Consider the following 23,156-nt stretch of genomic DNA (forward strand, 5'->3'; position numbering starts at 1 on the left):
CAATCATTTCAAAGGCTTTGTTGGAACGGCTCCAACGGTCGCAATAACCACTCCGCAGAGCGCTGTTCAGAGATGGAGGAGCCTCCTCTATGCCACGAACATGCTTAACGGCCCGCCGTCGGCGAGCGGTCTCTTGCTTCAATAAGGTTTTTCGGTGGCGTGCTGGTCCGGTCAGGGGGTAATTCCCCGAGGCCCCCGGCGCAGCTGGATCTGGCGGGTACCGCAGCATTTCTTGAACTTCATACCTGAACCGCAAGGACATTGATCATTGCCGCTGCGTTGCAGCCGGCCGACCAGGGGCAGCAGCGCTGCGGAAGGCAGGAGCGTCGCCGCAAGGGCCACCAACTTGGCCGAGATTCCCGGCACGACGAGGCGACGACCGGATTTGAACCCTCGCCACGCACGTTCGGCCACATACTCCGCATCCACCTTGGGCAAGACGTTGAAGAGCACCGTCTGATTGGCGCCTGACCTTGCGAGAAACTCCGTCGACACCGGGCCTGGCGCCACGCATGTGACCGTCACACCGGTTCGGCGCAATTCCTGGTGAAGCGCCTCTGAGAAGAAGCGCACGAAACCTTTGCTGGCGAAGTACAGAGCCATGTAAGGTCCGGGAAGGAAGCCGGCCACGGAACTGAGATTGAGCACCCCGCCCCGTCGGCGCGCCACCATCCCGGGCAGAAAATGAAGGGTCAGTTCTGTGAGGGAATGTATGTTGAGATCGATGATGCCGAGTTGACCATCAATAGGCAGCGCCGTCGTCGCGCCCCGCAGGCCATGGCCGGCGCTGTTGACCAGGACATCACAGACCAGGCCGTGTGCGGACAGAAAGCCCTCCAGGCGCGTTGGCGCATCGCCTGCCACGAGATCCAACTCGAGCGTGAATGCCTCGCCACCCGCCTCCCGAACTTCAGATGCCGCGGCGGCCAAACCCTCGGGCGAGCGGGCAACCAGCACAACCGCACCGCGCTCCCGTGCAGCGACGCCCGCAATTGCCCGGCCAATTCCACCCGAGCCGCCAATCACGACGACGGCTGGCCGGAATTCATCGTGCGAAATCACGTCGCGTTCCTCCGTCTTGCAGGAGCGGCAACACCTTGACCGAGCAGCACCACTTCATTGGCGACAGTGCCGTTCAGAATCTTTTCGAATCGCTCCAGTGCTCGTGCGACGTTCGCTCCATCCATGACCCGGTGATCGTAGTGGATGCGCACATTCACCGATCCGTCGTTGCCGATCGGACCGTAGTTCAGAAGCGTGGTCAATGGTGTCAGCGGGTTGAGTGATTCCGCACCGAGACCAGAATAGACGGACAGTTGGAAGGTACCGAAGTAATTTGCCCTTTGCCGGGCGATGTTCAACCCTAGCCACATAAGCAGCCACCTGACTGGCGCGGGCGCACCTGCCATGCGCAAGGCACGCCGGAACTCAGGGACCTCGAGGATCGGCCGTGATCGAGCCGCGTGGATGGACCCCTCAAGTTCGGTGATGGAGTAGCGCTCCGGGCACTTGATGCAGCTCAGCAGAACGGCCGGCTCGCCATCATATTCGCGTTCGTGGGCAATCGAGGCAACGCTTGCCGGATACTCGTAAAGTTGCGGCCAGGGCAACTTGACATAGGCGCGCCGCAGCTCCGGCATCTCCAGGGCGAGAAGAGCATATGCTTTCAGGAAGATCGCGGTCCACGAGGGCCTGGTCTGCTGCGCCATTCTGGCCCTTAGGAGTGGGCCGAGGTTCATCTGGCGCTGCACTGCAACGCGTGGCACGCCGATCGAAAACCTCATCAGGTCGCCAACAAGGCGCCGGGGCGCCGAAAGCTTGAGGGCTCGGCCTCGCATCAAACGACCTCTAATAAAGATAAGGGAATATTCGCTTGGTCCTTTCCATATAGGCACGGTATTGCGAGCCTAAATTCTCCAGCATCATACGCTCTTCCTTATCCACTCTCAGCAGGAAAAGGACGGCGAAACCAATCAAACCGGCTATGCCCGCAACCCAGTTCGGCAGCAGAAAGAGCTGGCCGAGCCCCATAAGCAGGAACGAGGTGTACATCGGGTGACGGACCAAGGCGTATGGCCCGGCGCTGACCAGTTCATGCCGTTCGCGAATCTCGAGCGTGATCGACCAGTTACGGCCAAGTTCCTTGTGGGACATGCGAAAAATCCACAGCGCGGAGCAGAAGATGATGGTTCCGAGCGCCACCGACCACACGCTGGCCGGATGGTCAGCCGCTGCGGGGACGCCGGTGGCGACATAGAAGCCAGGCAGGATCGCCAGGCCAAGGAGAGCCGATGCAAGCCCGACGGTGTCGGAAGTTGAGCGGCCACCAGCTACAATTCGCACGCGCCTTGCCCGGCGCTCGAAGGGATACCGGATCACGTACCAGGCAACGAGGCCGATCACCCAAATGATCTCGCCAAGTGATGCTACAGAAATGGTCACTTTAGTCACGGAGCCTTTTCTCGATCTGGGACCACGATAAACCGTCGCAACGATGTCAGCGTCCGAATTGTCGACCGATAGACATTCAGAGCGTGCTCCTTTCGGACTTGACCGGGCGAATGACGCGAAAGCGGGTTTTGCCAATCGCATTTCAACCCCCGTTCATCTCCCGAAGCTTGGTTATGAATTGTTGCGGCCGGAGCCAGGTACCGGGGGTCTTATACCCCATCGATCTGGCGATGTCCGCTACGAATGCGTTGCAGTTGTAGAGCGAGGCGTGCCAAAGCGGAGAGCTGGCCTGCAGCTTTCGTATGCTCGCAACGACTTTCCTGTATTCGGCTTCGGTGATTAAAACTCGCCAGCTTGCCGACCGGTAGGCATCTTCCAGGTCGCCGTCCGTCCACCCGGTCGAGGCTGGCACGGGCGCCAAATGGCCGAGAACATAGACATTGGGATCATTAGACTTCGGAGCGAGCCCCGCGACTTCGGGGTTGACCATCCGTCCCGCCTGGTTCAATCGTCCAAAAATCACGTACGAATGGCCGTAGGTAAGGGCGTACCGGGAGCGGAACTCGATGAAATGTCGTTGGGCCGCGCGCGCCGGCATCGCCGCGGTTCTCAGTGCCCGATCATTGGATACAAAAGTCGGCTGAGGCTTATTGTCCTGCGACTGGCATGACGCCACAACAAGCGCGAGCAGGGCCACAATTGTTGAACGGCCACTTACAAGCGTCATCTCATCCAGAACTCCGAGGACCGCACACCTGGTGCCAGCCTATGCCCGCCAACCTCAGGTAGGCTGCGAATCCGGCCTTGGCCCCTGCATATCGATGGGGAAGGGCCTGGCGGCCCTTCCCCATCTCCGAAAGCCGGTGCTTATTTAATCACGGGCTCTTCTACGGCAACGGGTTCCGGCGGAGGAGCCTTCCCCTTTCCTTTACCGATCCAGCCGTTCGCGCAGCCGCTCAGGCTGGCAACGGCGAGGGTAGCAACCATTACAATCAACATCCTGCTCATCAAGCAATCCTTTCCCCAGGGGCGGAAGAGCCTATAGAATCGCCACAAATAAAAAGATATGCAGCCCCACCAAGTTAGCTGCGATCTACACCAAAGCCTAGTGCAGAAATGACACACTCGGCACCCGGTTGCAGGCGACACCTCTGCGGTGACGTGCCGGCAGGGCGCACCATCCAACGAAGATCAGGCCTGCCCACCATCAAACCACCACCACCGTCGTGCCCAAAGGAGTCCGGTCGTAGAGGTCGATGATGTCGTCATTTGTCAAACGGATGCACCCGTTCGATACCGCTGTGCCTATCGTCCATGGCTCGTTTGTACCATGTATCCGGAAGTAGGTGTCGCGCCCGTTGCGATAGAGATAAAGGGCACGCGCACCAAGCGGGTTGTTTGGTCCACCAGGGACCCCGCCTGCATATTTCACCAGGCGAGGCTTGCGCCTCATCATGTTGGTGGTGGGTGTCCACGACGGCCAGTCCGCCTTGCGGGCGACGGTCGCTGTACCCTTGAACGAAAGCCCCTGCTCGCCGACGCCGACGCCGTAGCGCGTCGCCCACCCGTCGCCCTCGACGGCATAGAGAAAACGTCGCGAAGTATCGACGACGATCGTTCCAGGCGGCTCGTTTCCGTCGTACCGCACTTGCTTCCGTCGGAAACGAGGATTGAGGCCATTCCTTGGTCCGAACGCGGATGAAATCGGCTCCGTCACCTGCTGTAACGTCGACGTACACCCGGAGAGCATCAGAGCCAGACTTCCCAGCACGAGCCCCCGGCGCGCAATGTTGTGTTCTTCCATTTCTACCTGCTAGGAAACTGGTCAATCTACCGCCCTTCCTCGTCTCTACCATTGCAAGGCCTGCGGGCCAAGTCTCGCTGTGGGGTGGCAAAATGAATTCACAGGATTGACGAGCGAATTGGAGCGAAACTTCTTGCGATAACCGTCCGCCTCTGTTCGGTTAGGCCACAATGGGCATAGGACAGAGACGATGAAGCCTGACTTCCATGGTAAAGTCGCGATTGTGACCGGCGCAGGCTCCGGAATAGGAGCGGCTGTGTCACGGCAACTCGCGCAAGAAGGAGCCGAAGTTGTTGTCGCCGACCTTGATGCCGAGGCCGCGCGCTGCAGAGCCGCCGAAATAAGCGCGCAAGGCGGCAGGGCCCACGACTTTGCGGTCGATGTCACGGATGCGGCAGCCGTCGAAAAGCTGATCGAGTTCACTGTCCAGAAATGCGGCGGACTGGATATGGCGGTAAACAATGCAGGTATCGACGGCGTTCGAAAAGCGACGGCAGACTATCCGCTCGACAACTGGCACCAGCTGATAAACGTCAATCTGAATGGCGTTTTCTACAGCATGAAGTACGAAATCGCCGCCATGCTGGATCGAGGCGGAGGCGCCATCGTGAACATGTCCTCGATTCTCGGTTCCGTCGGCTTGCCGACTGCGTCCGCATACACGGCAGCGAAACACGGGGTCGTTGGACTGACCAAGGTTGCGGCGATTGAATATGCGAGGATGGGCATCCGAATCAATGCCGTCGGCCCCGGCTGGATCGAAACGCCGCTTCTATCGGAGCAAATTGAGACATTGGCCACCCGGCGCATGGCAGCCCTTCAGCCGATGGGCAGGCGCGGCAAACCGGAAGAGGTAGCGGCTCTTGTGTGCTTCCTGTTGTCCGATCAGGCCAGCTTTATCACTGGGAGCTACCATCTGGTGGACGGAGCTTACACCGCCCATTAAAGCGCGTCGCGGTCTATGCCGGCGCCCGGAAGACGCGGCGCTCAGTGGCGTTTCTTCGCCTTGCCGGCGAACGGATTTTCCGAGGTGCGCAAGGCGATGCGGATCGGCACGCCTGGCATGTCGAAGGCTTCGCGCAGGCTGTTGGAGAGATAGCGAACATAGGATTGCGGCATCGCGTCCGGCCGTGAGCAGGACACGACGAAGCCCGGCGGGCGCGTCTTGGCCTGGGTGACATATTTGATCTTCAGCCGGCGACCGGCGACGGCAGGCGGCGGATGATGCGCCAGGATGCCTTCCAGCCAGCGGTTGAGCTTGCCGGTCGAGACGCGGCTGTTCCACACTCTGTGCGTTTTGATGACGGCATCCATCAGCTTGTCGAGGCCGCGCCCGGTCTCGGCCGAGACCGGCACCGCCTGGATGCCGCGCGCCTGCGGCAACAGCCGCTCGGTCTTCTCGCGCAGTTCCGCCAGAAGTTCCTGGGGACGGTCGATCATATCCCATTTGTTGAAGGCGATCACCGGCGCACGGCCCTCGCGGATGATCAGGTCGGCGATCTGCAGATCCTGCTTCTCGAAGGGAATGGTGGCGTCGAGCACGATGATGACGATCTCGGCAAAGCGGATGGCGCGCAAGCCGTCCTGCACCGACATGACTTCCAGCTTTTCGTGGATCCGGGCCTTGCGGCGCATGCCGGCGGTGTCGAACAGTTTGAGACGGCGGCCATGCCAGTCCCAGTCGACGGAGATGGAATCGCGGGTGATGCCGGCTTCTGGCCCAGTCAGGAGCCGCTCCTCGCCGATCAGGGCATTGATCAGCGTCGACTTGCCGGCGTTCGGACGGCCGACGACGGCGATGCGCATCGGTTTGGTATCGTCATAGCCCGGCTCGGCGTCCGGATAGGTGATGTCCTCGCCGATCAGCACCTCGCTGGCGGCGGCCTCCTCGTCGGCATCCTCTTCTTCGCCGAAGGCGCGCGCCTCGCCCAGTGCTGATATCACCGCATCGCGCAAATCGGGCAGGCCCTGGCCGTGTTCGGCCGAGACCGGGATCGGCTCGCCAAGGCCGAGTTCCCAGGCCTCCAGCATGCCGCCCTGGGCGCCGCGCGCCTCGGCCTTGTTGGCGACCACGACAACCGGCTTGCCGGACTTGCGCACGATCTCGGCGAAGGTCTTGTCGTCAGGCATCAGGCCGGACTTGGCATCGATGGTAAAAAAGATCAGGTCGGCTTCGCGGATGGCGATCTCGGTCTGGGCGCGCATGCGGCCCGGCAGCGTCGAAGCAGCAGCATCCTCGAAGCCGGCAGTGTCGATAACGTCGAAATGCAGGTCGTAGAGCTTGGCGGCATGGACGCGACGGTCGCGGGTGACGCCCGGCGTGTCATCGACAAGCGCCAGCTTCCTTCCCACCAGACGATTGAAAAGGGTCGATTTGCCGACGTTAGGCCGGCCGATGATGGCGACTTTGAACGTCATGCGGCCCTACATCTGCCAGCATGTCGTTGTCCCAAAACCGAACCACACTTTTGGGCGACATGCATTAGGATACGCCGCCCGACCCACGAATCAGCTCCGACATCAAGGTCGCCCGCTCGCGCGCGTTGCGCGGGGCGCTGTCATCCGAGGCGATCTGGTCGAACAGTTTCAGTGCGTCCGTCGCCTTGCCTTCCTTCCAGGCGGCAAGGCCGAGCGCTTCGCGCGCCGTGTGGCGCAGCGGGTTGGTATCGGCGGTGAGCGCCTCGACGCGGCTGGAGACATCGGCGAAGGAACCGTGGTCGACGAGCAGCAATGCTGCCCTGAGGCGCGCCATGTCGCGAAGGCCTGATGGAATGTCCGTATCGGCGGCGACCTCGTCGAAGTCCTTGACGGCGGCGGCGACATCGCCCTTATCCGCCTTGACGGTTGCCGCCCGCATGCGCGCGAGCAGCGGATAAGCGCCGTAGCCATCCTTCTCCAGCGCATCGAGGGCTGCCAGCGCTTCGTCGCTCTTGCCTTCATTGGCGAGCTTCAGCGCCTGCGAGAAGGCATCGCCCGAGCGATTGGCGCGGGTCTCGTCCCAATAGCGATAGCCGACGAAGGCTGCGGTGCCGACCACGACCAGCACCGCGAGCGCAAGCAAGGCAGGGCCAAAACGGTCCCATAGCGCATGCGCCTGATCGCGACGCATCTCTTCATTGACTTCGCGGATAAAACTGTCGTCCGACATCTCAAAACCATCCTGCCCGCCTCAGGGCGGTTTAGAGCGACGTGCGTCCATGGAAAGTACGCTCTAACACTTTGAATTTGCGCATCGTGCTTCCTGAAAATCAATTCTGCACTTCAGGCCGATGCGGCGTTTTAGCGAAATTTTGCCGGCATGGAAGGGGTTCGACCGGAAAATCGGCTAATCGCCGGACAGGCGATGTCAAGGATGACCGAAAAGGGCGACCGCACCCACGCCACATTTCGCCGATAGCCGCTGCGCGAACCATCCTCAAAATCCAGATCGGACACTGATGACTCCCCGCGCTGTTGCGTTTTCGATCGCGTCGCTTGCTGCGGCGGGCGCCGCTGTCGCCGACCCGCCAGCGCCGGTAAAGCCGAAGCAGGCCGTCCACATCTCGTTCGACAGCGCCCGCGATATTTCGCAATGGAAGCGCAGCCGGGCGCTGGCCCAGCGCACCGGCGCCCGTTTCACCTACTTCGTGTCCTGCGTCTTCCTGCTGTCGCCGGAGACGCGCAAGGAATACACGGCGCCCGGCAAGACATCAGGCAAATCCAATATCGGCTTTGCCGCCTCGAAGCAGGACGTCGCTGACCGGCTCGAGCAGATCAACCTCGCCGCCTTGGAAGGGCATGACATCGGCAGCCACGCTTGCGGCCATTTCGACGGCAAGGACTGGAACAAGGCCGACTGGCTGAGCGAGTTCGGTTCGTTCAAGCGCATTCTCGAAAACGCCTATTCGATCAATGCTATTACCTCCGAACCCGCAGGCTGGCGCGAAATCGCACGTAAGGCGGTCGGCTTTCGCGCACCCTATCTGTCGGCAAACAAGGCGCTTTACGAGGCGCTGCCAAAGGCGGGCTATTGGTTCGACGCCAGCGGTGTGTCGCGCGGCCCTGCCCGGCCACAGACCAGCGACGGCATCACACGCTTCTCACTGCCGCAGATTCCGGAAGGTCCTGACACAAGGCGGGTGATCGCGATGGACTACAATCTCTATGTCAGGCATTCCGGTGGTTTCGAGCGGCCGAGCCAGGCGGACGAATTCGCCAACCGGACCTATGACGCTTTTTACGCCGCCTTCGACACCCAATACCAGGGCAGACGCATTCCGCTGGAACTCGGCTTCCACTTCACACTGATGAATGACGGCGCCTACTGGAAGGCACTGGAGCGCTTTGCCGGCGAGGTCTGCACCATGCCCGACGTCGAGTGCCTCAGTTTTCGCGACTATGTTTCGCGCCAACGCCGGCAAAAGCAGGCGTCGGTGGGCGGCTGAGCCGGAAGCGCGCGCCGCCCCGTCACGCTCAACTTACCGGCTGATCCTCAGGCCGCAAGCCGGCTCGCTCCCGCTCCAGATAGGCCTGGTCGATTTCCGGCAGCGGCGCCCCTTCAAGCGTCGCCTCGAAGGCGCGCAGGCGCTTGTAGATGGAGATCAGCTCGACGATGGTCGGCCAGGAATTCACGAGATATTGGAACGAACTGGCGACCTGCGAAAAGGCGGCGACAATTTGCTGGAAAACGCCAAGGGTTATCTTGCCGACAGCCAAGGTAGGAACCAGAATAAGCGTGGCGAAAACGTTATCGACCTGGAGATAGAGATAACGGACCATGTCGAAATAGACATAGTGCGCGTAGAGCGTGAAATAGTTCTTGCGAACATTTCTGAAAAGCTCGGCCAGCGTTGGTGGCTGCGCGCGTGCCGTATCGTCCTCGCCGAGGACAAGTTCCTTGCGCAGAGCGGCTTCAACCCGCTGATTGCGAAACTCCAGCCCGGGCAGCCTGACGCCGACGACTGCCAACAAGCCGGTGCCAAACAGCGACCAGGCGATCGCCGCGATGACCAGCGGATAAGGGATTGCGCCGACGATAGGGAGCGTTGAGACATGGAGAGAAAGGGAGGCCAGCAAGGGCAGGAATGCAATCAGGGTCATGATGGAATCGATGAAGTTCACTCCGAGCCCCTGCATTGTGCTGGAGAAGCGCATCGTGTCGTCCTGAACGCGCTGCGACGCCCCTTCGATATGGCGCAGCCGCGGCCAGTAAGCGGTAAAATAATCGTTCATCGCGGTGCGCCAGCGAAACACATAGTGTCTGACGAAAAAGACGTTCAGGACGGCAATGCTCATATAGACCAGGGCCAACGACAGAAACTGCCATACTCCATAGTAAAGCTCGGCAGGGGAAACGGAGCCCGGCGTGGTCAGCGCCTTCTGCACCATGGTGTAAAACATGCCGCGCCAGTCATTGAGCGCCACGCTGATCTGCACGATGAAATTGGTGACGAAAATAATCAAACCAGAGCCAAGGATCGACCAGATCTGCCAGCGATGTGGGGCATACAGCGCCCAGAAAAGATAGAATACGCCCATGCCGGCGAAGAAATATCCGTAAAACCAGAGGAATGCCGGCGTCAGGAATCTTATCGGGCTGATGACGGGTGCTGCCTGCGGATCGACCGGCGGCATGCCGAGGATCGTGCCAAGGTGCTCGCCGCCGAAAAACCACAGGAGGACGAGCAGAAGGCTCCAGGCGACGGCCGAAATGAAGAACAGCTTCGGCTGCGGGAAGAAGGATACGAACACTGTAGGGAAATCCTCGGTCGATGCGCAAATCAGCGGCGTTGCTGTTCAGCGGGCATAAGGTCACACCTCGATCGGAATGAAAATGGCCGGTGCGTGATGCCCGGCACGGAGCAAGACCACAATCATGGCGATTTTGGCGCAGCCGACCAGATGACCGCGCCGGAGACAAGCAGGACGGCGGCGGCCACAATCGATGCGAGGAAGAAGTCGCCCGAGGCTTCGGCAAGCAGGCCGGCGACGACCGGACCGATGATCTGGCCGAGGCCGAAGGATGCCGTCATCAACGCCAGGATCCGGCGTGGCGCTTGCGGGGCAAGCTGCCTTCCGCTCTGCAAGCCGAGCGCGGTGATGGCGATGAAGGTGCCGCCAAGCAGAAACCCGCCGAGCAGCGGCCCAAATTGTCCGCCCATAGTGACGCTCGCGGTGACGCCGACCACCTCGACAAGACACCCCAAGGCATAAGCCTGGTAGAGCCCGATCTTTCCTGCGATCTTCTGCCAAAGCCAGACCGAGGGAATCCCGGCAAGGCCGGTGACCATCCAGACGATGGTTTCGAAGACGCGGCCGCCGCCGCCCTGCCGGACGATGGCGACCAGGAACGTCGCCGTCACGATATAGCCGAAGCCGAACAGCCCGTAGGCGACAATGATCTTGGTCAGCGAGCGGTCCTTCGGCAGCGCCGGTTCGCGACCATCGGCACCGTTGGCGGTCGCAGTGCGGCCGAGCAGCAGCGCCACGACGGCAATGGCGCAGGCTGAGATCGCGGCGGACCAGAACCAGCCCGCCGGCCAGCCGGCATGTTCGGTGACGAGTATCGCCATCAGCGCCGAGGACGCCGCTATGCCAAGGCCGACGCCGCCGAAATGCAGCGCCTGCAGGTCGTTTCGGCCGGCCGCGGCGAGATGGCCGAAAACGATGCTGGACATGAACACCAGGACGAAGGCGCTGGCCACACCGGCAAGAAAGCGGATGACGAGAAAAGCCGCCATCGTGTCGGCCAGGCCCATCAGCCCGGTGAGGACTGCGGTGGCGGCAAGACCGGCAAGCATCAGCAGGCGCTCGCGACCGTGCGCCCAGCCGCCGACGGCCGCGAGCGCGCCAACGAGATAGCCGAGATAGTTGGCGGATGCGATCCAGCCGGCATCGGCCGGCGACAGGCCAAGTTCCTCCATCATGCCGGGCAGGATCGGCGTGTAGACGAAGCGGCCGATGCCCATGGCGACGGCCAGGGCAATCATGCCGGCGAAGGCGAGGCGCAAAGGAGACGGCGAAGCGGTTCTCATTGCAGTGCACCATAGGGGCGCCTGCCAGTGAGACAATCCGCCTTTTATTGGGCCAGGGCAGAGGGGGGCGCTGTCCCGCGAACGTTTCCGCAGCGACCGTCCGCAGTCCTTTTCGGGTCTAATTAAAGTCAAATCCTCTGTGTGCGGAGGATTTCAGCCGCAGCCGACCTGCCCGGTGCCCGTCTCGTAAGCCGTGCGCCGGGCCGTCAGCCGGAACGGCACGTCGCCGAGTTCACGCTCCGACATGGTGTCGAGCACAGGATGCGACAGCGGATCGGTCGCCCATCGGATGGCCTCGTTTTCATGCGACCGGCTTTGCTCTTGTGCCGGAAAAGACCCTGAGCAGTGACAAAATCTTCATCGTATTTTTCCTCCACAGGTCTGCCTGTTCCTTAAAATCTACCGTGTATTTCAATTGAGATTTCAACCGTGCCGGTTCAGAAAAACTGTATGGCCATGCTGAACCGCGTCCACCTCAACGGCCTGCGCGCCGTGGAAACCGTCGCCCGCCTGGGATCGCTTTCGGCTGCGGCGAGCGAACTCAACGTGTCCGCCAGCGCCGTCAGCCAGCAAGTCAGGCGGACGGAAGCGCAACTTGGCCAGGCGCTGTTCGAACGAACGGCAAGCGGTCTGGTGCCGACCGAATTCGGCACCGTCTTCACCGCCCGGCTCGGGGCAGGTTTCCGCGAGCTCGCCCAAGCCGTGGCGCTCGCCGACGAGGCCTCCGAATGCACGCTGGTGGTCTCAGTCGCGCCGGCCTTTGCCTCGAAGTGGCTGCTGCCTCGACTGTCACGTCACTTCGCCCGCCATCCGAATGTGCTTTTGCGCATCGACGCCTCGGTGCGGATCGCCGATCTCGATCGCTCGGACATCGACATCGCCATCCGGCTTGGCGACGGCAAATGGCCGGGCGTGCGCGCGCAACTGCTGCTGGCGCAGGAAGTCTTCCCGGTCTGCGCTCCGGCGATCGCCGACAAACTGAAATCAATCGAAGATCTCGCCCTGACCTGCGCGATCACCGACGAAAAAGCGATGATCAGCTGGGAAAGCTGGTTCGAGGCGGCCGGGGTAAAGCCGGTCAGCTTCCTCAAGGGCGCGCGCTTCACCGACCCGATGCTTTGCCTGGAATCGGCGATCGCCGGCCACGGCGTCATGCTCGGCTGGCAATTGCTGACGGCTGACGCTCTCGCCGACGGCCGGCTGGTCGCGCCGTTCGGCGTCCGCGCTGAGAGCGGGCTGGGCTACTGGCTGGTGACCTCGGCCAGCAAGAGCGAGAGCCGCAAGCTGCGCGATTTCAAGATCTGGATCCGCGAGGAGATCGAGGCAACGATGGCGCAGTTCGGCGCGCTCGCCGGCGCGGCCTGAGGAGGCCCGGTCGATCACGGTGGAAAGACCGGTGCCACCGGTCTATGTAAGAACCAGACTCCCAATTGCGACAGGCAGGATCATGACCACACATTCGCGCGGCGTTGCCGCAACGATCGACCCGGTGAAACTCGACAGGCTGGCAGAAGTCGCCATCAAGGTCGGGCTGCAATTGCAGCCGGGGCAGGATCTGGTGGTGACATCGTCGATCGCAGCGCTGCCTTTGACGCGACGGATCGTGGAGCATGCCTACAAGGCCGGCGCCGGCCTGGTGACGCCGATCTTCAACGACGACGAGATGACGCTGGCACGCTTTCGCTACGGCGCCGATGCCAGCTTCGACCACGCCGCCGGCTGGCTCTATGAGGGCATGGCCAAGGCCTTCGCCAACCATTCGGCGCGGCTTGCCGTGCGCGGCGAGGATCCGTCGCTGCTGTCGGCGCAGGATCCGGCGAAGGTGGCGCGCGCCAACAAGGCGAACTCGATCGCCTACCAGCCGGCACTGGAAAAGATCACCGGCTTCGACATCAACTGGAACATCGTCGCCTATCCCGACCTGGCCTGGGCCAGGCAGGTCTTTCCCGACGATGCCGACGATGTCGCCGTGGCAAAACTCGCCGATGCCATTTTCGCCGCTTCGCGGGTGGACGTGGACGACCCGATCGGCAACTGGACAGCGCACAATGCGGCGCTGCGCAGCCGCACCGAATGGCTGAACGGCCATAATTTCCACGCGCTGCATTTTACCGGACCCGGCACCGACCTGACCGTCGGTCTGGCCGACGGCCATGAGTGGATGGGCGGCGCCTCGACCGCCAAAAACGGCATCACCTGCAATCCGAACATCCCGACCGAGGAGGTTTTCACCACGCCGCATGCAAGGCGCGTCGAAGGCCATGTTTCGAGCACCAAGCCGCTGTCGTACCAAGGCACGCTGATCGACGGCATTGCGGTGCGTTTCGAGGAGGGTCGCATCGTCGAGGCCAAGGCCAGCCGCGGCGAGGATGTGCTGAAGAAGGTGCTCGACACCGATGAAGGCGCGCGCCGGCTCGGCGAGGTCGCGCTGGTGCCGCATTCCTCACCGATCGCGGCGAGCGGCCTGCTGTTCTTCAACACGCTGTTCGACGAGAATGCCGCCAGCCATATCGCGCTCGGCCAGTGCTATTCGAAGTGCTTTGTCGACGGCGCCTCGCTCACTCAGGACGAGATCGCTGCGCGCGGCGGCAACAAGAGCTTCATCCACATCGACTGGATGATCGGTTCGGACAAGGTCGACATCGACGGCGTCGGCAAGGACGGCGGCCGCGTGCCGGTGATGCGCAAGGGCGAGTGGGCGTAGGGCGAGTGGGCGTAAGCAGCCGCCAGCAAGCCGTCATGGCCGGCAAGCCGTCATGGCGGCCAACCCCGGAGTTGGCAATGAAACTCGATATCAGGGTCAAGCGCATCCACGAGCCGCCCTCGCCTGGCGATGGGCAGCGGGTGCTCATAGACCGCGTATGGCCGCGCGGCGTCCGCAAGGAAGACGCCGAACTGAAGCTATGGCTGAAGACCATCGCGCCAAGCGATGAATTGCGCAAATGGTTCGGCCACGATCCGACGCGCTGGATGGAATTCCAGCAGCGCTATCGCGGCGAACTCGACAGGAACAGCGCGGCGGTCGGCCAGTTGCGCGCCCTGCTCGACAACGGCCGGGTGACGCTGCTCTACGGCGCCCAGGACGAACTGCATAACAACGCGGTGGCTTTGGCCGACTATCTCAGCCTGAAGGGCTGAGGCAGCGCGTGCTGCCGGATCACTCAGGCGACGCGCAGTTCCGTGGCCGCATCGAAGAGATGCACCTTGCCCGGCAGCACCGAAAGATTGATCGCGGCGCCGGCGTTGCGGCGCTCGTCACGCGGCACCACGGCGACAGCGTCGTATCCCGCCACGCGCAAATGAATCTGAACATCCGCGCCGGTCGTTTCGGACAGCACGACCTCGCCCTTGATCTCACCCGCATCCGAAATGCCGAGATCGTGTGGCCGGACGCCCATGATGACCTTTTGGCCTGGCGTCGCCTTGATCTGCGGTGAGAGGCCGATCGACACGCCTTCAGCGACGAAGCGAGGACGGCCGCCTGCGGTCTCGACAGCGCCGGCGATGAAATTCATCGACGGCGAGCCGATGAAATCAGCAACATATTTCGAGTTCGGGCGCTCGTAGACCTCGTCGGGCGTGCCGATCTGCATGATCCTGCCGGCATGCATCAGCACGATCTTGTCGGCCATCGTCATCGCCTCGATCTGATCATGGGTGACGTAGATCGTGGTCGTGCCGAGACGATTGTGGAGTTGGCGGATTTCCACGCGCATATGCGTGCGCAGCTTGGCGTCGAGGTTGGAGAGCGGCTCGTCGAAGAGGAAAACGGCGGCATTCCGCACCATGGCGCGGCCCATGGCGACGCGCTGGCGCTGGCCGCCCGACAGTTCCTTGGGATAGCGGCCGAGGTAGGGCGTGAGATTCAGGATTTCCGCCGCCCATTCGACCTTCTTCCTGATCTCGGCCTTTGGCACTTTCGCCACTTCGAGACTGAAGCCGATATTGTCGAACACCTTCATCGTCGGATAGAGCGCGTAGTTCTGGAACACCATCGCGATGTCGCGATCGCGCGGGTGAACGTCATTGACCCGCCTGTCGCCAATCAACAGATCGCCGTTGGTCACTCGCTCGAGCCCGGCTGTCATGCGCAGGAGCGTGGTCTTTCCGCAGCCAGACGGCCCAAGAAGGACGACGAATTCGCGGTCAGCAATGCCGAAGGAGATGTCCTTCATCACCTCGACATGCCCGAAACTCTTGGCGATGTTCTTATATTCTACGGTAGCCATTCTCTCTCTCCAGACGCCCGGATTCGGGTCGTCAGTATTTCTGCCTGGTCGGCGTGATGACGATTTCCTGCACGAGAGCGTTCTGCGGCATCTGGTAGGTGTGCAGCATGAGGTCAGCGACGTGCTCCGGTCCGATGCCGCCGCCGATCTTGAGCTTATTGGCCTTGTAGTTGGCGAGCGTCTGCGGATCGAGGACGCCGCTCAGAACTTCGGTTTCGATCACCCCGGGCGAAAGCACGACCACGCGGACATCGTAATCGGAAAGATAGTCGCGCAGCGATTCCGAGACGGCGTGAACGAAGAATTTCGTCCCGCAGTAAACGGTATGATCCGGATAGACCTTCCGGCCAGCGATCGAACTCATCATGAACAAGGTCCCATGACGGCGCTCCATCATGCCCGACATCACGGCGTGGACCGAATTCAGCACGCCCTTCGTGTTGATGTCGATCATCTCGTCCCATTCCTCGGGCGGCTGGCGGCCTATGTCGGCAAGCCGCGCAATGCCGGCATTGGCAAACAGCATGTCGACCGGTCCGTATTCGGCTTCCGCCTCCTTCACGGCAGCCGCGATCGCGGCGCGGTCGCGGACATCGACCTGCCGAGCCATGCTGTCGGGCAGGTTCAGCGCCTCCATGCGCTCCAGACGGCGGGCCATCATCAAAACAGGGTGGCCGGCGCGGGAAAACGCCTTGGCGACCGCCTCGCCGATACCAGAACTGGCTCCTGTCACTGCTACGAGCTGTTTTCCAGCCATGGCTTTCCTCAATCGAAATTGTCGATACCCCGGGCTGGCGGCCTTCGGGCAGCCAGCCCGGGGGAAGACTCAGCCCTTGGCGACGAGATCGTCGACCTGGGTTTTCAGGGCGTCGAGCGACTCCTTGGCCGAGCCCGACTGGCCGGCGAAGTATTTGCCCAGCGCAACCGGGATCATGTCGCTCGAGAGTTCTGCCCATGCCGGCAGGTCGGGCTCGGATCCCATGTAGTTGGCGATGGTGTCGCGCACGACCGGCAAGTGGCGGGTCGTGCCGGCGCCAACACGCGCATTGGCCAGCACGCGCGGATCGTCATAGACGCTGGTGCGCGTTGGCCCGGTACCGCCGCCCAGAACCGTTATCAGCGCTTGGGTATCGGCTGAGGTCGCCCACTGCATGAAAATCCAGGCGGCGTCCGGGCTCTTCGAGTATTTCGATACCGCGAGCGAAGAGCCGCCCTGGTGACCAACGCCCGGAATTTCGCCGAACCCGGTCTGCTCGACGGTGCGCAGCGTCGCGGCAGGTTTCGGCGGAACCATCGCTTCCATCAGGCCCGAGACCTTGGAGGCCTTGGGATCGTCGAAGAACGGGAAGAATTCGCCCCAGGACAGCATCGAGGCGGCGACGCCCTGGCCGACCGACTGGCCCTCGCCGTCCCATGTCCAGCCGTCGACGCCGGGCGGCATCGTCGCCTTGAGCTTGTCCCAGTAGGCCATGGCGGCCAAGCCGGCGTCGTCATTGCCGGTGAACTTGCCGTCGGGGCCAAAAATCGAACCGCCATGGCCCCAAAGCCACGCCGTCCAATCGCATTCGAGGCTGTAATGGCCCGATTTCATCTGGCCGCTGGTGCCGTACATGTTCGGGCCCTTGGCGTCGGTGATCGCCGCAGACGCTTTTAGCAAATCGTCCAGCGTGGCCGGAGGCGGCAGCTTGAGCTCGTCCCAGACGTCCTTGCGGTATTGCATGATGAAGATCGGGATGTCGTAGGGCACGCCGACCATGCGGTCTTCGTACATGGCGATGCCGTCGACGAGCGGCTTCAGGAAGTCGTCGATGTTGTAGTTCGGCATTGCCAGGTCGGCGTTCTTGAGCTGCTCACGCGGATCGAAGACGTCCTGGCTGAAGCTCGCCGCCCAGCTCTGGTCGATATAGTAGAGGTCGTAAGTGCCAAGGCTCGAGGCCACGTCGAGCGTCAGCTTCTGCAGCACCTGCTCGAGCGGCAGCACTTCGATCTCGACCTTGATGCCGGTAGCCTCCTCGAAATACTGCTTGAGCTGCGTGGCGATGGCATTCGACGGCGGCGTCGATTCGGTGGCGAGACGAAGCGTCGTTCCGGCAAAGGGCTTGCCGACATCCGAGAGCCACTTGGTGACTTCGGCGCTGGGCTTTAGCTCCTGTTCCTGAGCCGATGCCTGGCTGATGCCGTAGAACGGACGTCGTCCCAAGCCCATGCCGAGCGCGCCGGCACCGAGGCCGAGAATGCTTGCTGCGCGAAGAAACGAGCGGCGGTCCATCTGTCCGCGAACGAAGCGGTCGGTGACAGAAGCAAGATGCGCCTTTCTGATGCTGTCTTTCATTGTCTACTCCTCCGGTTTAATTCGCGATTTTCACAAGGCTGCGAATTCGAGCCTCCCATCTATTGTTTCAACGATCCCATCGTGAGACCGCGCACGAGGTGCTTCTGAACCAACAGAATGAAGATGAAAGCGGGAATGATGGATGCGGCGCCAAGCGCGGCCATGTTGCCCCAGGCGGTGCCGATCGAGGTGACGAAGGTCGACGAGACGACTGGCACGGTCTTGACCGAGGTGGTGGTCAGGGTCAGCGCAAAGAGGAATTCGGTCCAGCTGAAGATGAAGCAGAGCACTGCCGTGGCGGCGATGCCGCCCTTGGCCATCGGCAGCACGATCCGGCGAAAAATCATGAAGCGGCTGGCGCCATCGACGATCGCGCTCTCGTCGATCTCGGAGGGAATGTCGTCGAAGAAGCTCTTCATCAGGAGGACGGCGAGCGGCAGGTTCATCAGCGCGTGGATCAGCACCATGCCGGTATAGGTGTCGATGAGACCGAAATTCTTGTAGATGAAGAACATCGGGACCGCGACCGCGACGGGCGGCATCATGCGCGTCGACAGCACCCATCCGACAAAACTGTGCCGGCCGCGGAAGTTCATTCGCGACAGGGCATAGGCGGCAAGCGTGGCGATGGCGACGGCGAGCACGGTCGACAGCGTCGCGATCACGATCGAATCCCAGACGCGGGGCGCCATGTAGAAGTTGCCGCCGCCCGGCGTCACGGTGATGCCGCCGCTGCCCAGCGAAATCCCGAACACCTTCTGGAAATTGTCGAAGGTCGGCGTGAAGGCGAACAGTTTCGGCGGCCGGTTGAAGATGTCGTTGCCGTGTTTGAACGCCACCGACGTCCAGTAGTAGATCGGAAAGAAGAAGATCGCGACCACAACCCAGGCGGCGATGGTGCGAAGCATGCGGGTCGAGAAGGAGCCGTTCATTCTACCACCTCACCTTGGCGATACGGATGAAGAGGTTGGCAATGACGAGGATGATCACCAGGGTGACGAGGCTGAGCGTGGCTCCATAGCCCCATTTTACGAAGCTGAACGTCTGCTGCCATGCATAGAGGGACAGCGAGTAGGTCGACGCTCCCGGCCCGCCGGAGGTCATGACGAAGACGTAGTCGAAAACGCGGAACAGATCGATGCCGCGGACCAGCACGGCGATGGCGATCACCTTCGACATCATCGGCAAGGTGATGCGCCGGAAAATCTGGAACGACGACGCGCCGTCGATCATCGCGGCCTCGTAAGGCTCCGGCGGCAGCGCCCTGAGACCGGCGAGGAAGATGAGCACCATGAACGGCGTCCACTGCCAGATTTCCGCGACGAGAACGCCGGCAAGCGCGGTCGACGCAGTGGCGAGGATTGGGTTGTTCGAATTGAGCAGTCCGATCGACTGCAGGAGATAGCTGATCACGCCGAACTGCGGATCCTCCATCAGCAGATACATCATGCCGACAATGGCTGGCGGGATGACGAGCGTCATCGTCAGCACGCCGCGCAGGAATCCGAAACCGAAGCCGTCGCTGTCGAGGAGCAGCGCGATCGCCATGCCGAGCACCAGCTCGAAGATCAGCGCGATGGCGAAATAGGTGAAGGTGATGACGAGCGACTGCCAGAACCGCGTGTCGTTCCACAGCTGCACCCAATTTTCCGTTCCGACGAATTCGAGCGCCCGCCGGCGCGGGACGAACTCATGGAAGCTCAGCCAGATGTTGTAGATCAGGGGGTAGACGGTGAAGACAAGCAGGATCGCCACCAGCGGCAGCAGCCAGGGCAGTGGGTGATCCGAAATGACGAAACGTCTGGCTTGGGCAACCCGCACGCGTTCCTCCCGAACCGCTTCGTTTTGCGATGCACAAATGTTCATATCTTGTGCATTTGTTCAAATGCTATATCGTCGCCCTGTCCGTGGCAAGCACTTGTTGGCCGGCTACAGCGGCATTCGGATGAGTGCGCCACAAGCATCGGAGGACCCTCATGACGTCGATCGGTCTGCTGGCACGGGTTGCCCATCAGTATTTCGTGCTGGGCGAAACGCAGCAGGCCATCGCCGAGCGGCTGCAGATCAACCGCACCAAGATCCACAGGCTGCTGGCCGAGGCGAAGGAGCGCGGCATCGTCTCGATCCGCATCAACGCCGGGACCTCCCAGGCGCTCGAAATGGAAGAACAGCTCAGGCGAAAGTACCGGCTCGACATATGCAGCGTCACACCCAACGATACCGGTTCGGAGCTTGGGCTCTCCGAAGTGATCGGCATCTATGCCGCGCAGACGGTCGAGACGCTGCTCAGGGACGACATGACGATCGCCATGGCGTGGGGCCGAACCATGCGATGGCTCGCTTCCAACATCGAGCCGGTGGCGCTCAGGAACGTTACCGTCGTGCCGCTTCTCGGCTCGCTGTCGCGCCGGTCGTCGATCGACAAATACGACGCCGCCGCCGTCTTTGCCCAGCGCACCCAGGCCGAATCCTACTATCTCCCCGGACCGATCATCTGCGACAGCCGCGAAAGCCGCGAAACGATCCTGCAGCAACCGAGCGCGCGCGAGGTTATCCAGAAGGCGCTGAACGCCGACCTTGCGCTGATGAGCGTCGGCGGCACAACCAGCTCGACGCTGCGGAGCGTCGGCTACATGACCGACGAGGAATTCGACGATATCCTGAGACTGAAGCCGATCGGGAACTTTCTCGGCTATTTCTTCGACCGGGACGCCGAACTCATCGACCATCCCGTCAACGAGCGCATTGTCGGGGTTTATCCCAGCGACACGCTGAACATTCCCAAACGCATCCTTGTTTCCGGCGGAAAGAACAAGGTCGGCATCATGACCAAGCTCCTGGAAAAGGGATTCTTCACCGGCCTCATAACCGACCAGGAGACGGGCAGTTCGCTGTGACCGGCCGGCATTGCGGCAGCAACCGAAGCTGCTGTGCGATACTGCCTGGTGCATCTCGCCGGCTTTCATCTGAAAACCGACTGGCAGCGAATCTTCCCTAAGCCGTCCCTGGTTCGGTTCCATCGCCTGCAGAACATCCTTTGCGTCTTTTGCAATCGGCACATTTGGCGCCTGCCGATCAGACCTCTCCCGACCTTCGGTTTGCCAGGATCATATCGGCAATATCGACGAAGCCGCGTCCACCCCGCGACCTGGCGACGAAAGCCGGTTCGGCGTCGATCTGTCCCTGGAAGTCGATCACATTCGCGACCCCGAACGAGTTCGGAAAGAACCCGAACATCGGGGCATCGTTCGGGCTGTCTCCGACGAACGCATAGGCCTGCCTTTCGGCATCGAGATCGGTTCCCAGCCTCTCGCTTGCAAAGCGGCGCGTCATCGCCAGCTTGTCGTATCGGCCAAACCAGCCGTTCACATGGATCGACGAAATCTTGGCGACAGCGCCGGCCTGCTCGAAAATCTGCTTGATGCGCCTGGCATCGGAGAGCGGCAGCGCCGGAACATCCTCGCAAAAGTCGATGGCCAGGTCGGCTTCGCGATATCGCTGGTCGGCGGATACCGCCGAACCCGGCACTTCCTCGATAATGCGCTTTTCCAGTTCGGCAAGTCTGCGCCTGTTTTCCCGGCGTTCCTCAGCGCTCGCCGCGAAAACCCGGATCATCTTTCGCGTTGCCTGGTCATAAGCGAAGTAAAAAGCGCCATTTTCGCCGATCACGCCGGTGACCGGCCAGAACCGGGCAATCATGTCGCACCAGCCTGCCGGTCTCCCGGTAATGGGAGCAACGACAAGGCCCGCCTCGTGCAGGCGTTCGAGCGCACGGTAGGCATCGGCCGGAAGACGACCCTCGGTGGTCAGCGTGTCGTCGATATCGCAGAAGACGCCGCGAATGCGCGATGCAGTTTCGGGTCCGAATTCGGCGAGGTCGCGCATCCGGTCAGGCTTCCCCGCGCGCAAAATCCTCCAGCATTCCTGCATCCGCAGCAATGTCGAGGAACGAGAAGCGATTGCGCATCTCCCGGCAATGAACGACGGCTTCGCGATAGAAATCGGCCGGCGTGCCCAGTTCGGCCGCTGAAATCGGCCCGCCGGTGGATTTCAGCAGGCGCTGCATCTCGTCGACTGGCATCAGGAATTGCTTGAGCTCCTGCCTGAGTGTCGGCCAGAGCTCCTGCAGCCGCTCGTTGAATGCTGCGGCGGCAGTCTCGTCGAAGGCCTTCTTCTTCAGTTCGTCGAGACATTGTGCGGCGACGGCCGGGCCCATGCGGCGGACCATGTCGTCAGGATCGATCTTCGTCGCCTTCACCACCGGCGGCTTTTCGCTTGCCAGCATTGCTTGCTGCAATCGCGCCATGGTGAGCGAAGCGACGCCGACCTGGGTGCCGTGCAGCGTGCCGGGGTGACGCTCGCCGGCGAAACAGTCGATGTAATGCGATATCTGATGCTCGCCCATGGAACCGTGATTTGAGACGCCGGTGAAGGCAATTCCGAGACCGCAGAGCGTCAGTACGCGATAGAGATAGCCATTGGCCTCGATGTCGTGTTCGGGAAGCTTTGCAGCACGCTGGTTGAGCGCCGCCTCATCCTTTTCCTGGATGAGAAAAGGGACCTGATGGTAGGCCGTGCCAAGCAGACGGTGCGACATCCACCAGTCGATCTGGGCGACCGAGCGGCAAAGGCAGTCACCGAACCCCGCTGCCGACAGATAGGTCGGGGCGGCAGCGGAGACGCCAAGATCGACGAAAAAGCCTGATGGGGCGTGGGAAGGCAGCGATACCTTCAGGCCGCTTTCCAGTGTGATGGACGCAGTCGTCGATGTGTAGCCGTTCATCGAACCGGCCGTCCCGAACACGCAATAGCGCCGTCCATTCCTTCCGGTGACGAACTTGCAGAGATCGTTGATCGTCCCGGAACCGACCGCGACCACGGCGTCTGCATCGGCGAGTTTGACGGCCAGGCTTTCGACATTGGCCATGTCGGCATGTGGGTGATCCAGGATCACCACATCGACAGGGCCGAGCGTCTTCAGTTCGCGCGCAACGCGCTCGCCAAGCGCATCATAGGTGGCGGCATCCGCCACGACCGTGAACCGCTCGCCCAGATCGAGCTCCGAAACCAGATCGGCCGCCCGCCCTTCGAGGCTTTCTTCAATGACAATCCGGTCATACGGCACCACCGCCTTTTTCCCGGTCTCCGGGTTGGTCCAGCGCCCGTCCAGAATGTCGTCGATCAATGCCGTCCAGGATCCGGCTGCCGGATTGGTCATGACGTCCTCATGCTGGCGACCCTGTAATCGAGGCGCAGGAGCGTTGGCGTTATAAACAATAGTCACCTATCACTGTCTTTTGTCAAGCATTTGCCCGCGACGCTTGACT

The 23,156-nt window shown here is 61.7% G+C and carries 23 protein-coding genes; 6 read left to right on the forward strand and 17 right to left on the reverse strand.

Annotated elements, in window-relative coordinates:
* Positions 1-171: 171 nt before the first annotated feature.
* From AC0L16_RS02040 to AC0L16_RS02065, 6 genes are all read right to left on the reverse strand, one after another.
* Positions 172-1,062, reverse strand: a complete 891-nt coding sequence (locus AC0L16_RS02040) for an SDR family NAD(P)-dependent oxidoreductase (protein WP_473618680.1) — start codon at positions 1,060-1,062, stop codon at positions 172-174.
* Positions 1,059-1,838, reverse strand: a complete 780-nt coding sequence (locus AC0L16_RS02045; protein WP_473618681.1) for a hypothetical protein — start codon at positions 1,836-1,838, stop codon at positions 1,059-1,061. Before AC0L16_RS02045 ends, AC0L16_RS02040 begins: the two co-directional genes overlap by 4 nt.
* Before the next feature lie 10 nt (positions 1,839-1,848).
* Positions 1,849-2,436: a protein-S-isoprenylcysteine O-methyltransferase gene (locus AC0L16_RS02050; RefSeq protein WP_473618783.1), complete on the reverse strand. Its 588-nt coding sequence runs from the start codon at positions 2,434-2,436 to the stop codon at positions 1,849-1,851.
* Between the two features lie 157 nt (positions 2,437-2,593).
* A complete protein-coding gene (locus AC0L16_RS02055) occupies positions 2,594-3,178 on the reverse strand; it encodes a hypothetical protein (RefSeq protein ID WP_473618683.1) in 585 nt (194 codons plus the stop codon).
* 140 nt (positions 3,179-3,318) lie between these two features.
* Positions 3,319-3,459 carry an ABC transporter gene (locus tag AC0L16_RS02060; RefSeq protein ID WP_473618684.1) on the reverse strand — a complete coding sequence of 47 codons (141 nt, stop codon included), beginning with the start codon at positions 3,457-3,459 and terminating at the stop codon, positions 3,319-3,321.
* Between the two features lie 199 nt (positions 3,460-3,658).
* Positions 3,659-4,255: a L,D-transpeptidase gene (locus tag AC0L16_RS02065; RefSeq protein WP_473618685.1), complete on the reverse strand. Its 597-nt coding sequence runs from the start codon at positions 4,253-4,255 to the stop codon at positions 3,659-3,661.
* Between the two features lie 190 nt (positions 4,256-4,445).
* Between AC0L16_RS02065 and AC0L16_RS02070 the strand changes: the two genes are divergently transcribed.
* Complete coding sequence (locus tag AC0L16_RS02070) at positions 4,446-5,201, forward strand: SDR family NAD(P)-dependent oxidoreductase (protein ID WP_473618686.1); 756 nt, start codon at positions 4,446-4,448, stop codon at positions 5,199-5,201.
* A gap of 41 nt (positions 5,202-5,242) precedes the next feature.
* Here AC0L16_RS02070 and der read toward each other — a convergent pair whose 3' ends face one another.
* Positions 5,243-6,673: a ribosome biogenesis GTPase Der gene (gene der, locus AC0L16_RS02075; RefSeq protein WP_473618687.1), complete on the reverse strand. Its 1,431-nt coding sequence runs from the start codon at positions 6,671-6,673 to the stop codon at positions 5,243-5,245.
* 64 nt (positions 6,674-6,737) lie between these two features.
* Positions 6,738-7,403 carry a tetratricopeptide repeat protein gene (locus AC0L16_RS02080; protein ID WP_473618689.1) on the reverse strand — a complete coding sequence of 222 codons (666 nt, stop codon included), beginning with the start codon at positions 7,401-7,403 and terminating at the stop codon, positions 6,738-6,740.
* Positions 7,404-7,692: 289 nt separating this feature from the next.
* On the opposite strand from AC0L16_RS02080, the gene AC0L16_RS02085 reads away from it, so the two are divergent.
* Entirely contained in the window at positions 7,693-8,679 is a 987-nt protein-coding gene (locus AC0L16_RS02085) for a polysaccharide deacetylase family protein (RefSeq protein ID WP_473618690.1), read from the forward strand.
* 28 nt (positions 8,680-8,707) lie between these two features.
* Here the strand turns inward: AC0L16_RS02085 and sbmA are convergent, their stop codons facing one another.
* Together sbmA and AC0L16_RS02095 are read right to left on the reverse strand one after the other, a co-directional pair.
* Positions 8,708-9,985, reverse strand: a complete 1,278-nt coding sequence (sbmA, locus tag AC0L16_RS02090; RefSeq protein ID WP_473618691.1) for a peptide antibiotic transporter SbmA — start codon at positions 9,983-9,985, stop codon at positions 8,708-8,710.
* A gap of 122 nt (positions 9,986-10,107) precedes the next feature.
* A complete protein-coding gene (locus tag AC0L16_RS02095) occupies positions 10,108-11,268 on the reverse strand; it encodes a YbfB/YjiJ family MFS transporter (RefSeq protein WP_473618693.1) in 1,161 nt (386 codons plus the stop codon).
* Positions 11,269-11,718: 450 nt separating this feature from the next.
* Between AC0L16_RS02095 and AC0L16_RS02100 the strand changes: the two genes are divergently transcribed.
* The 3 genes from AC0L16_RS02100 to AC0L16_RS02110 all read left to right on the forward strand — a co-directional run bounded on the left by AC0L16_RS02100 (position 11,719) and on the right by AC0L16_RS02110 (position 14,406).
* Positions 11,719-12,633 carry a LysR substrate-binding domain-containing protein gene (locus AC0L16_RS02100; protein ID WP_473618694.1) on the forward strand — a complete coding sequence of 305 codons (915 nt, stop codon included), beginning with the start codon at positions 11,719-11,721 and terminating at the stop codon, positions 12,631-12,633.
* A gap of 82 nt (positions 12,634-12,715) precedes the next feature.
* Entirely contained in the window at positions 12,716-13,972 is a 1,257-nt protein-coding gene (locus AC0L16_RS02105) for an aminopeptidase (RefSeq protein ID WP_473618695.1), read from the forward strand.
* Positions 13,973-14,049: 77 nt separating this feature from the next.
* Positions 14,050-14,406, forward strand: coding sequence for a DUF488 domain-containing protein (locus tag AC0L16_RS02110; protein WP_473618697.1), 357 nt, complete (start codon positions 14,050-14,052; stop codon positions 14,404-14,406).
* 23 nt (positions 14,407-14,429) lie between these two features.
* On the opposite strand, the gene AC0L16_RS02115 is transcribed toward AC0L16_RS02110, so the two are convergent.
* The 5 genes from AC0L16_RS02115 to AC0L16_RS02135 form a co-directional block, all read right to left on the reverse strand.
* Positions 14,430-15,497: an ABC transporter ATP-binding protein gene (locus AC0L16_RS02115; protein WP_473618698.1), complete on the reverse strand. Its 1,068-nt coding sequence runs from the start codon at positions 15,495-15,497 to the stop codon at positions 14,430-14,432.
* A gap of 31 nt (positions 15,498-15,528) precedes the next feature.
* Positions 15,529-16,254: an SDR family oxidoreductase gene (locus tag AC0L16_RS02120; protein WP_292161537.1), complete on the reverse strand. Its 726-nt coding sequence runs from the start codon at positions 16,252-16,254 to the stop codon at positions 15,529-15,531.
* Between the two features lie 69 nt (positions 16,255-16,323).
* Complete coding sequence (locus AC0L16_RS02125) at positions 16,324-17,829, reverse strand: ABC transporter substrate-binding protein (protein WP_473618700.1); 1,506 nt, start codon at positions 17,827-17,829, stop codon at positions 16,324-16,326.
* Positions 17,830-17,888: 59 nt separating this feature from the next.
* Positions 17,889-18,761, reverse strand: coding sequence for a carbohydrate ABC transporter permease (locus AC0L16_RS02130; protein WP_077381408.1), 873 nt, complete (start codon positions 18,759-18,761; stop codon positions 17,889-17,891).
* Position 18,762: 1 nt separating this feature from the next.
* Positions 18,763-19,650, reverse strand: a complete 888-nt coding sequence (locus AC0L16_RS02135; RefSeq protein WP_031255008.1) for a carbohydrate ABC transporter permease — start codon at positions 19,648-19,650, stop codon at positions 18,763-18,765.
* A 155-nt stretch (positions 19,651-19,805) separates the two neighbouring features.
* On the opposite strand from AC0L16_RS02135, the gene AC0L16_RS02140 reads away from it, so the two are divergent.
* On the forward strand, positions 19,806-20,726 hold the full coding sequence (locus tag AC0L16_RS02140) for a sugar-binding transcriptional regulator (RefSeq protein WP_473618701.1): 921 nt from the start codon (positions 19,806-19,808) through the stop codon (positions 20,724-20,726).
* 178 nt (positions 20,727-20,904) lie between these two features.
* Here the strand turns inward: AC0L16_RS02140 and AC0L16_RS02145 are convergent, their stop codons facing one another.
* Together AC0L16_RS02145 and AC0L16_RS02150 are read right to left on the reverse strand one after the other, a co-directional pair.
* A complete protein-coding gene (locus AC0L16_RS02145) occupies positions 20,905-21,714 on the reverse strand; it encodes an HAD family hydrolase (protein ID WP_473618703.1) in 810 nt (269 codons plus the stop codon).
* Between the two features lie 4 nt (positions 21,715-21,718).
* Positions 21,719-23,047, reverse strand: coding sequence for a sn-glycerol-1-phosphate dehydrogenase (locus tag AC0L16_RS02150; protein WP_473618704.1), 1,329 nt, complete (start codon positions 23,045-23,047; stop codon positions 21,719-21,721).
* Positions 23,048-23,156 lie beyond the last annotated feature (109 nt).

The sequence above is a fragment of the Mesorhizobium sp. WSM4848 genome, assembly GCF_055811375.1.

Excerpts from the sequence above, each read along its gene's own strand:
- AC0L16_RS02045 (WP_473618681.1), bottom strand. The coding sequence starts at position 1,838 with ATGCGAGGCCGAGCCCTCAAGCTTTCGGCGCCCCGGCGCCTTGTTGGC.
- AC0L16_RS02055 (WP_473618683.1), bottom strand. The coding sequence starts at position 3,178 with ATGACGCTTGTAAGTGGCCGTTCAACAATTGTGGCCCTGCTCGCGCTT.
- AC0L16_RS02060 (WP_473618684.1), bottom strand. The coding sequence starts at position 3,459 with ATGAGCAGGATGTTGATTGTAATGGTTGCTACCCTCGCCGTTGCCAGC.
- AC0L16_RS02065 (WP_473618685.1), bottom strand. The coding sequence starts at position 4,255 with ATGGAAGAACACAACATTGCGCGCCGGGGGCTCGTGCTGGGAAGTCTG.
- AC0L16_RS02070 (WP_473618686.1), top strand. The coding sequence starts at position 4,446 with ATGAAGCCTGACTTCCATGGTAAAGTCGCGATTGTGACCGGCGCAGGC.
- der (WP_473618687.1), bottom strand. The coding sequence starts at position 6,673 with ATGACGTTCAAAGTCGCCATCATCGGCCGGCCTAACGTCGGCAAATCG.
- AC0L16_RS02080 (WP_473618689.1), bottom strand. The coding sequence starts at position 7,403 with ATGTCGGACGACAGTTTTATCCGCGAAGTCAATGAAGAGATGCGTCGC.
- AC0L16_RS02085 (WP_473618690.1), top strand. The coding sequence starts at position 7,693 with ATGACTCCCCGCGCTGTTGCGTTTTCGATCGCGTCGCTTGCTGCGGCG.
- AC0L16_RS02095 (WP_473618693.1), bottom strand. The coding sequence starts at position 11,268 with ATGAGAACCGCTTCGCCGTCTCCTTTGCGCCTCGCCTTCGCCGGCATG.
- AC0L16_RS02100 (WP_473618694.1), top strand. The coding sequence starts at position 11,719 with ATGGCCATGCTGAACCGCGTCCACCTCAACGGCCTGCGCGCCGTGGAA.
- AC0L16_RS02105 (WP_473618695.1), top strand. The coding sequence starts at position 12,716 with ATGACCACACATTCGCGCGGCGTTGCCGCAACGATCGACCCGGTGAAA.
- AC0L16_RS02110 (WP_473618697.1), top strand. The coding sequence starts at position 14,050 with ATGAAACTCGATATCAGGGTCAAGCGCATCCACGAGCCGCCCTCGCCT.
- AC0L16_RS02115 (WP_473618698.1), bottom strand. The coding sequence starts at position 15,497 with ATGGCTACCGTAGAATATAAGAACATCGCCAAGAGTTTCGGGCATGTC.
- AC0L16_RS02120 (WP_292161537.1), bottom strand. The coding sequence starts at position 16,254 with ATGGCTGGAAAACAGCTCGTAGCAGTGACAGGAGCCAGTTCTGGTATC.
- AC0L16_RS02125 (WP_473618700.1), bottom strand. The coding sequence starts at position 17,829 with ATGAAAGACAGCATCAGAAAGGCGCATCTTGCTTCTGTCACCGACCGC.
- AC0L16_RS02130 (WP_077381408.1), bottom strand. The coding sequence starts at position 18,761 with ATGAACGGCTCCTTCTCGACCCGCATGCTTCGCACCATCGCCGCCTGG.
- AC0L16_RS02140 (WP_473618701.1), top strand. The coding sequence starts at position 19,806 with ATGACGTCGATCGGTCTGCTGGCACGGGTTGCCCATCAGTATTTCGTG.
- AC0L16_RS02145 (WP_473618703.1), bottom strand. The coding sequence starts at position 21,714 with ATGCGCGACCTCGCCGAATTCGGACCCGAAACTGCATCGCGCATTCGC.
- AC0L16_RS02150 (WP_473618704.1), bottom strand. The coding sequence starts at position 23,047 with ATGACCAATCCGGCAGCCGGATCCTGGACGGCATTGATCGACGACATT.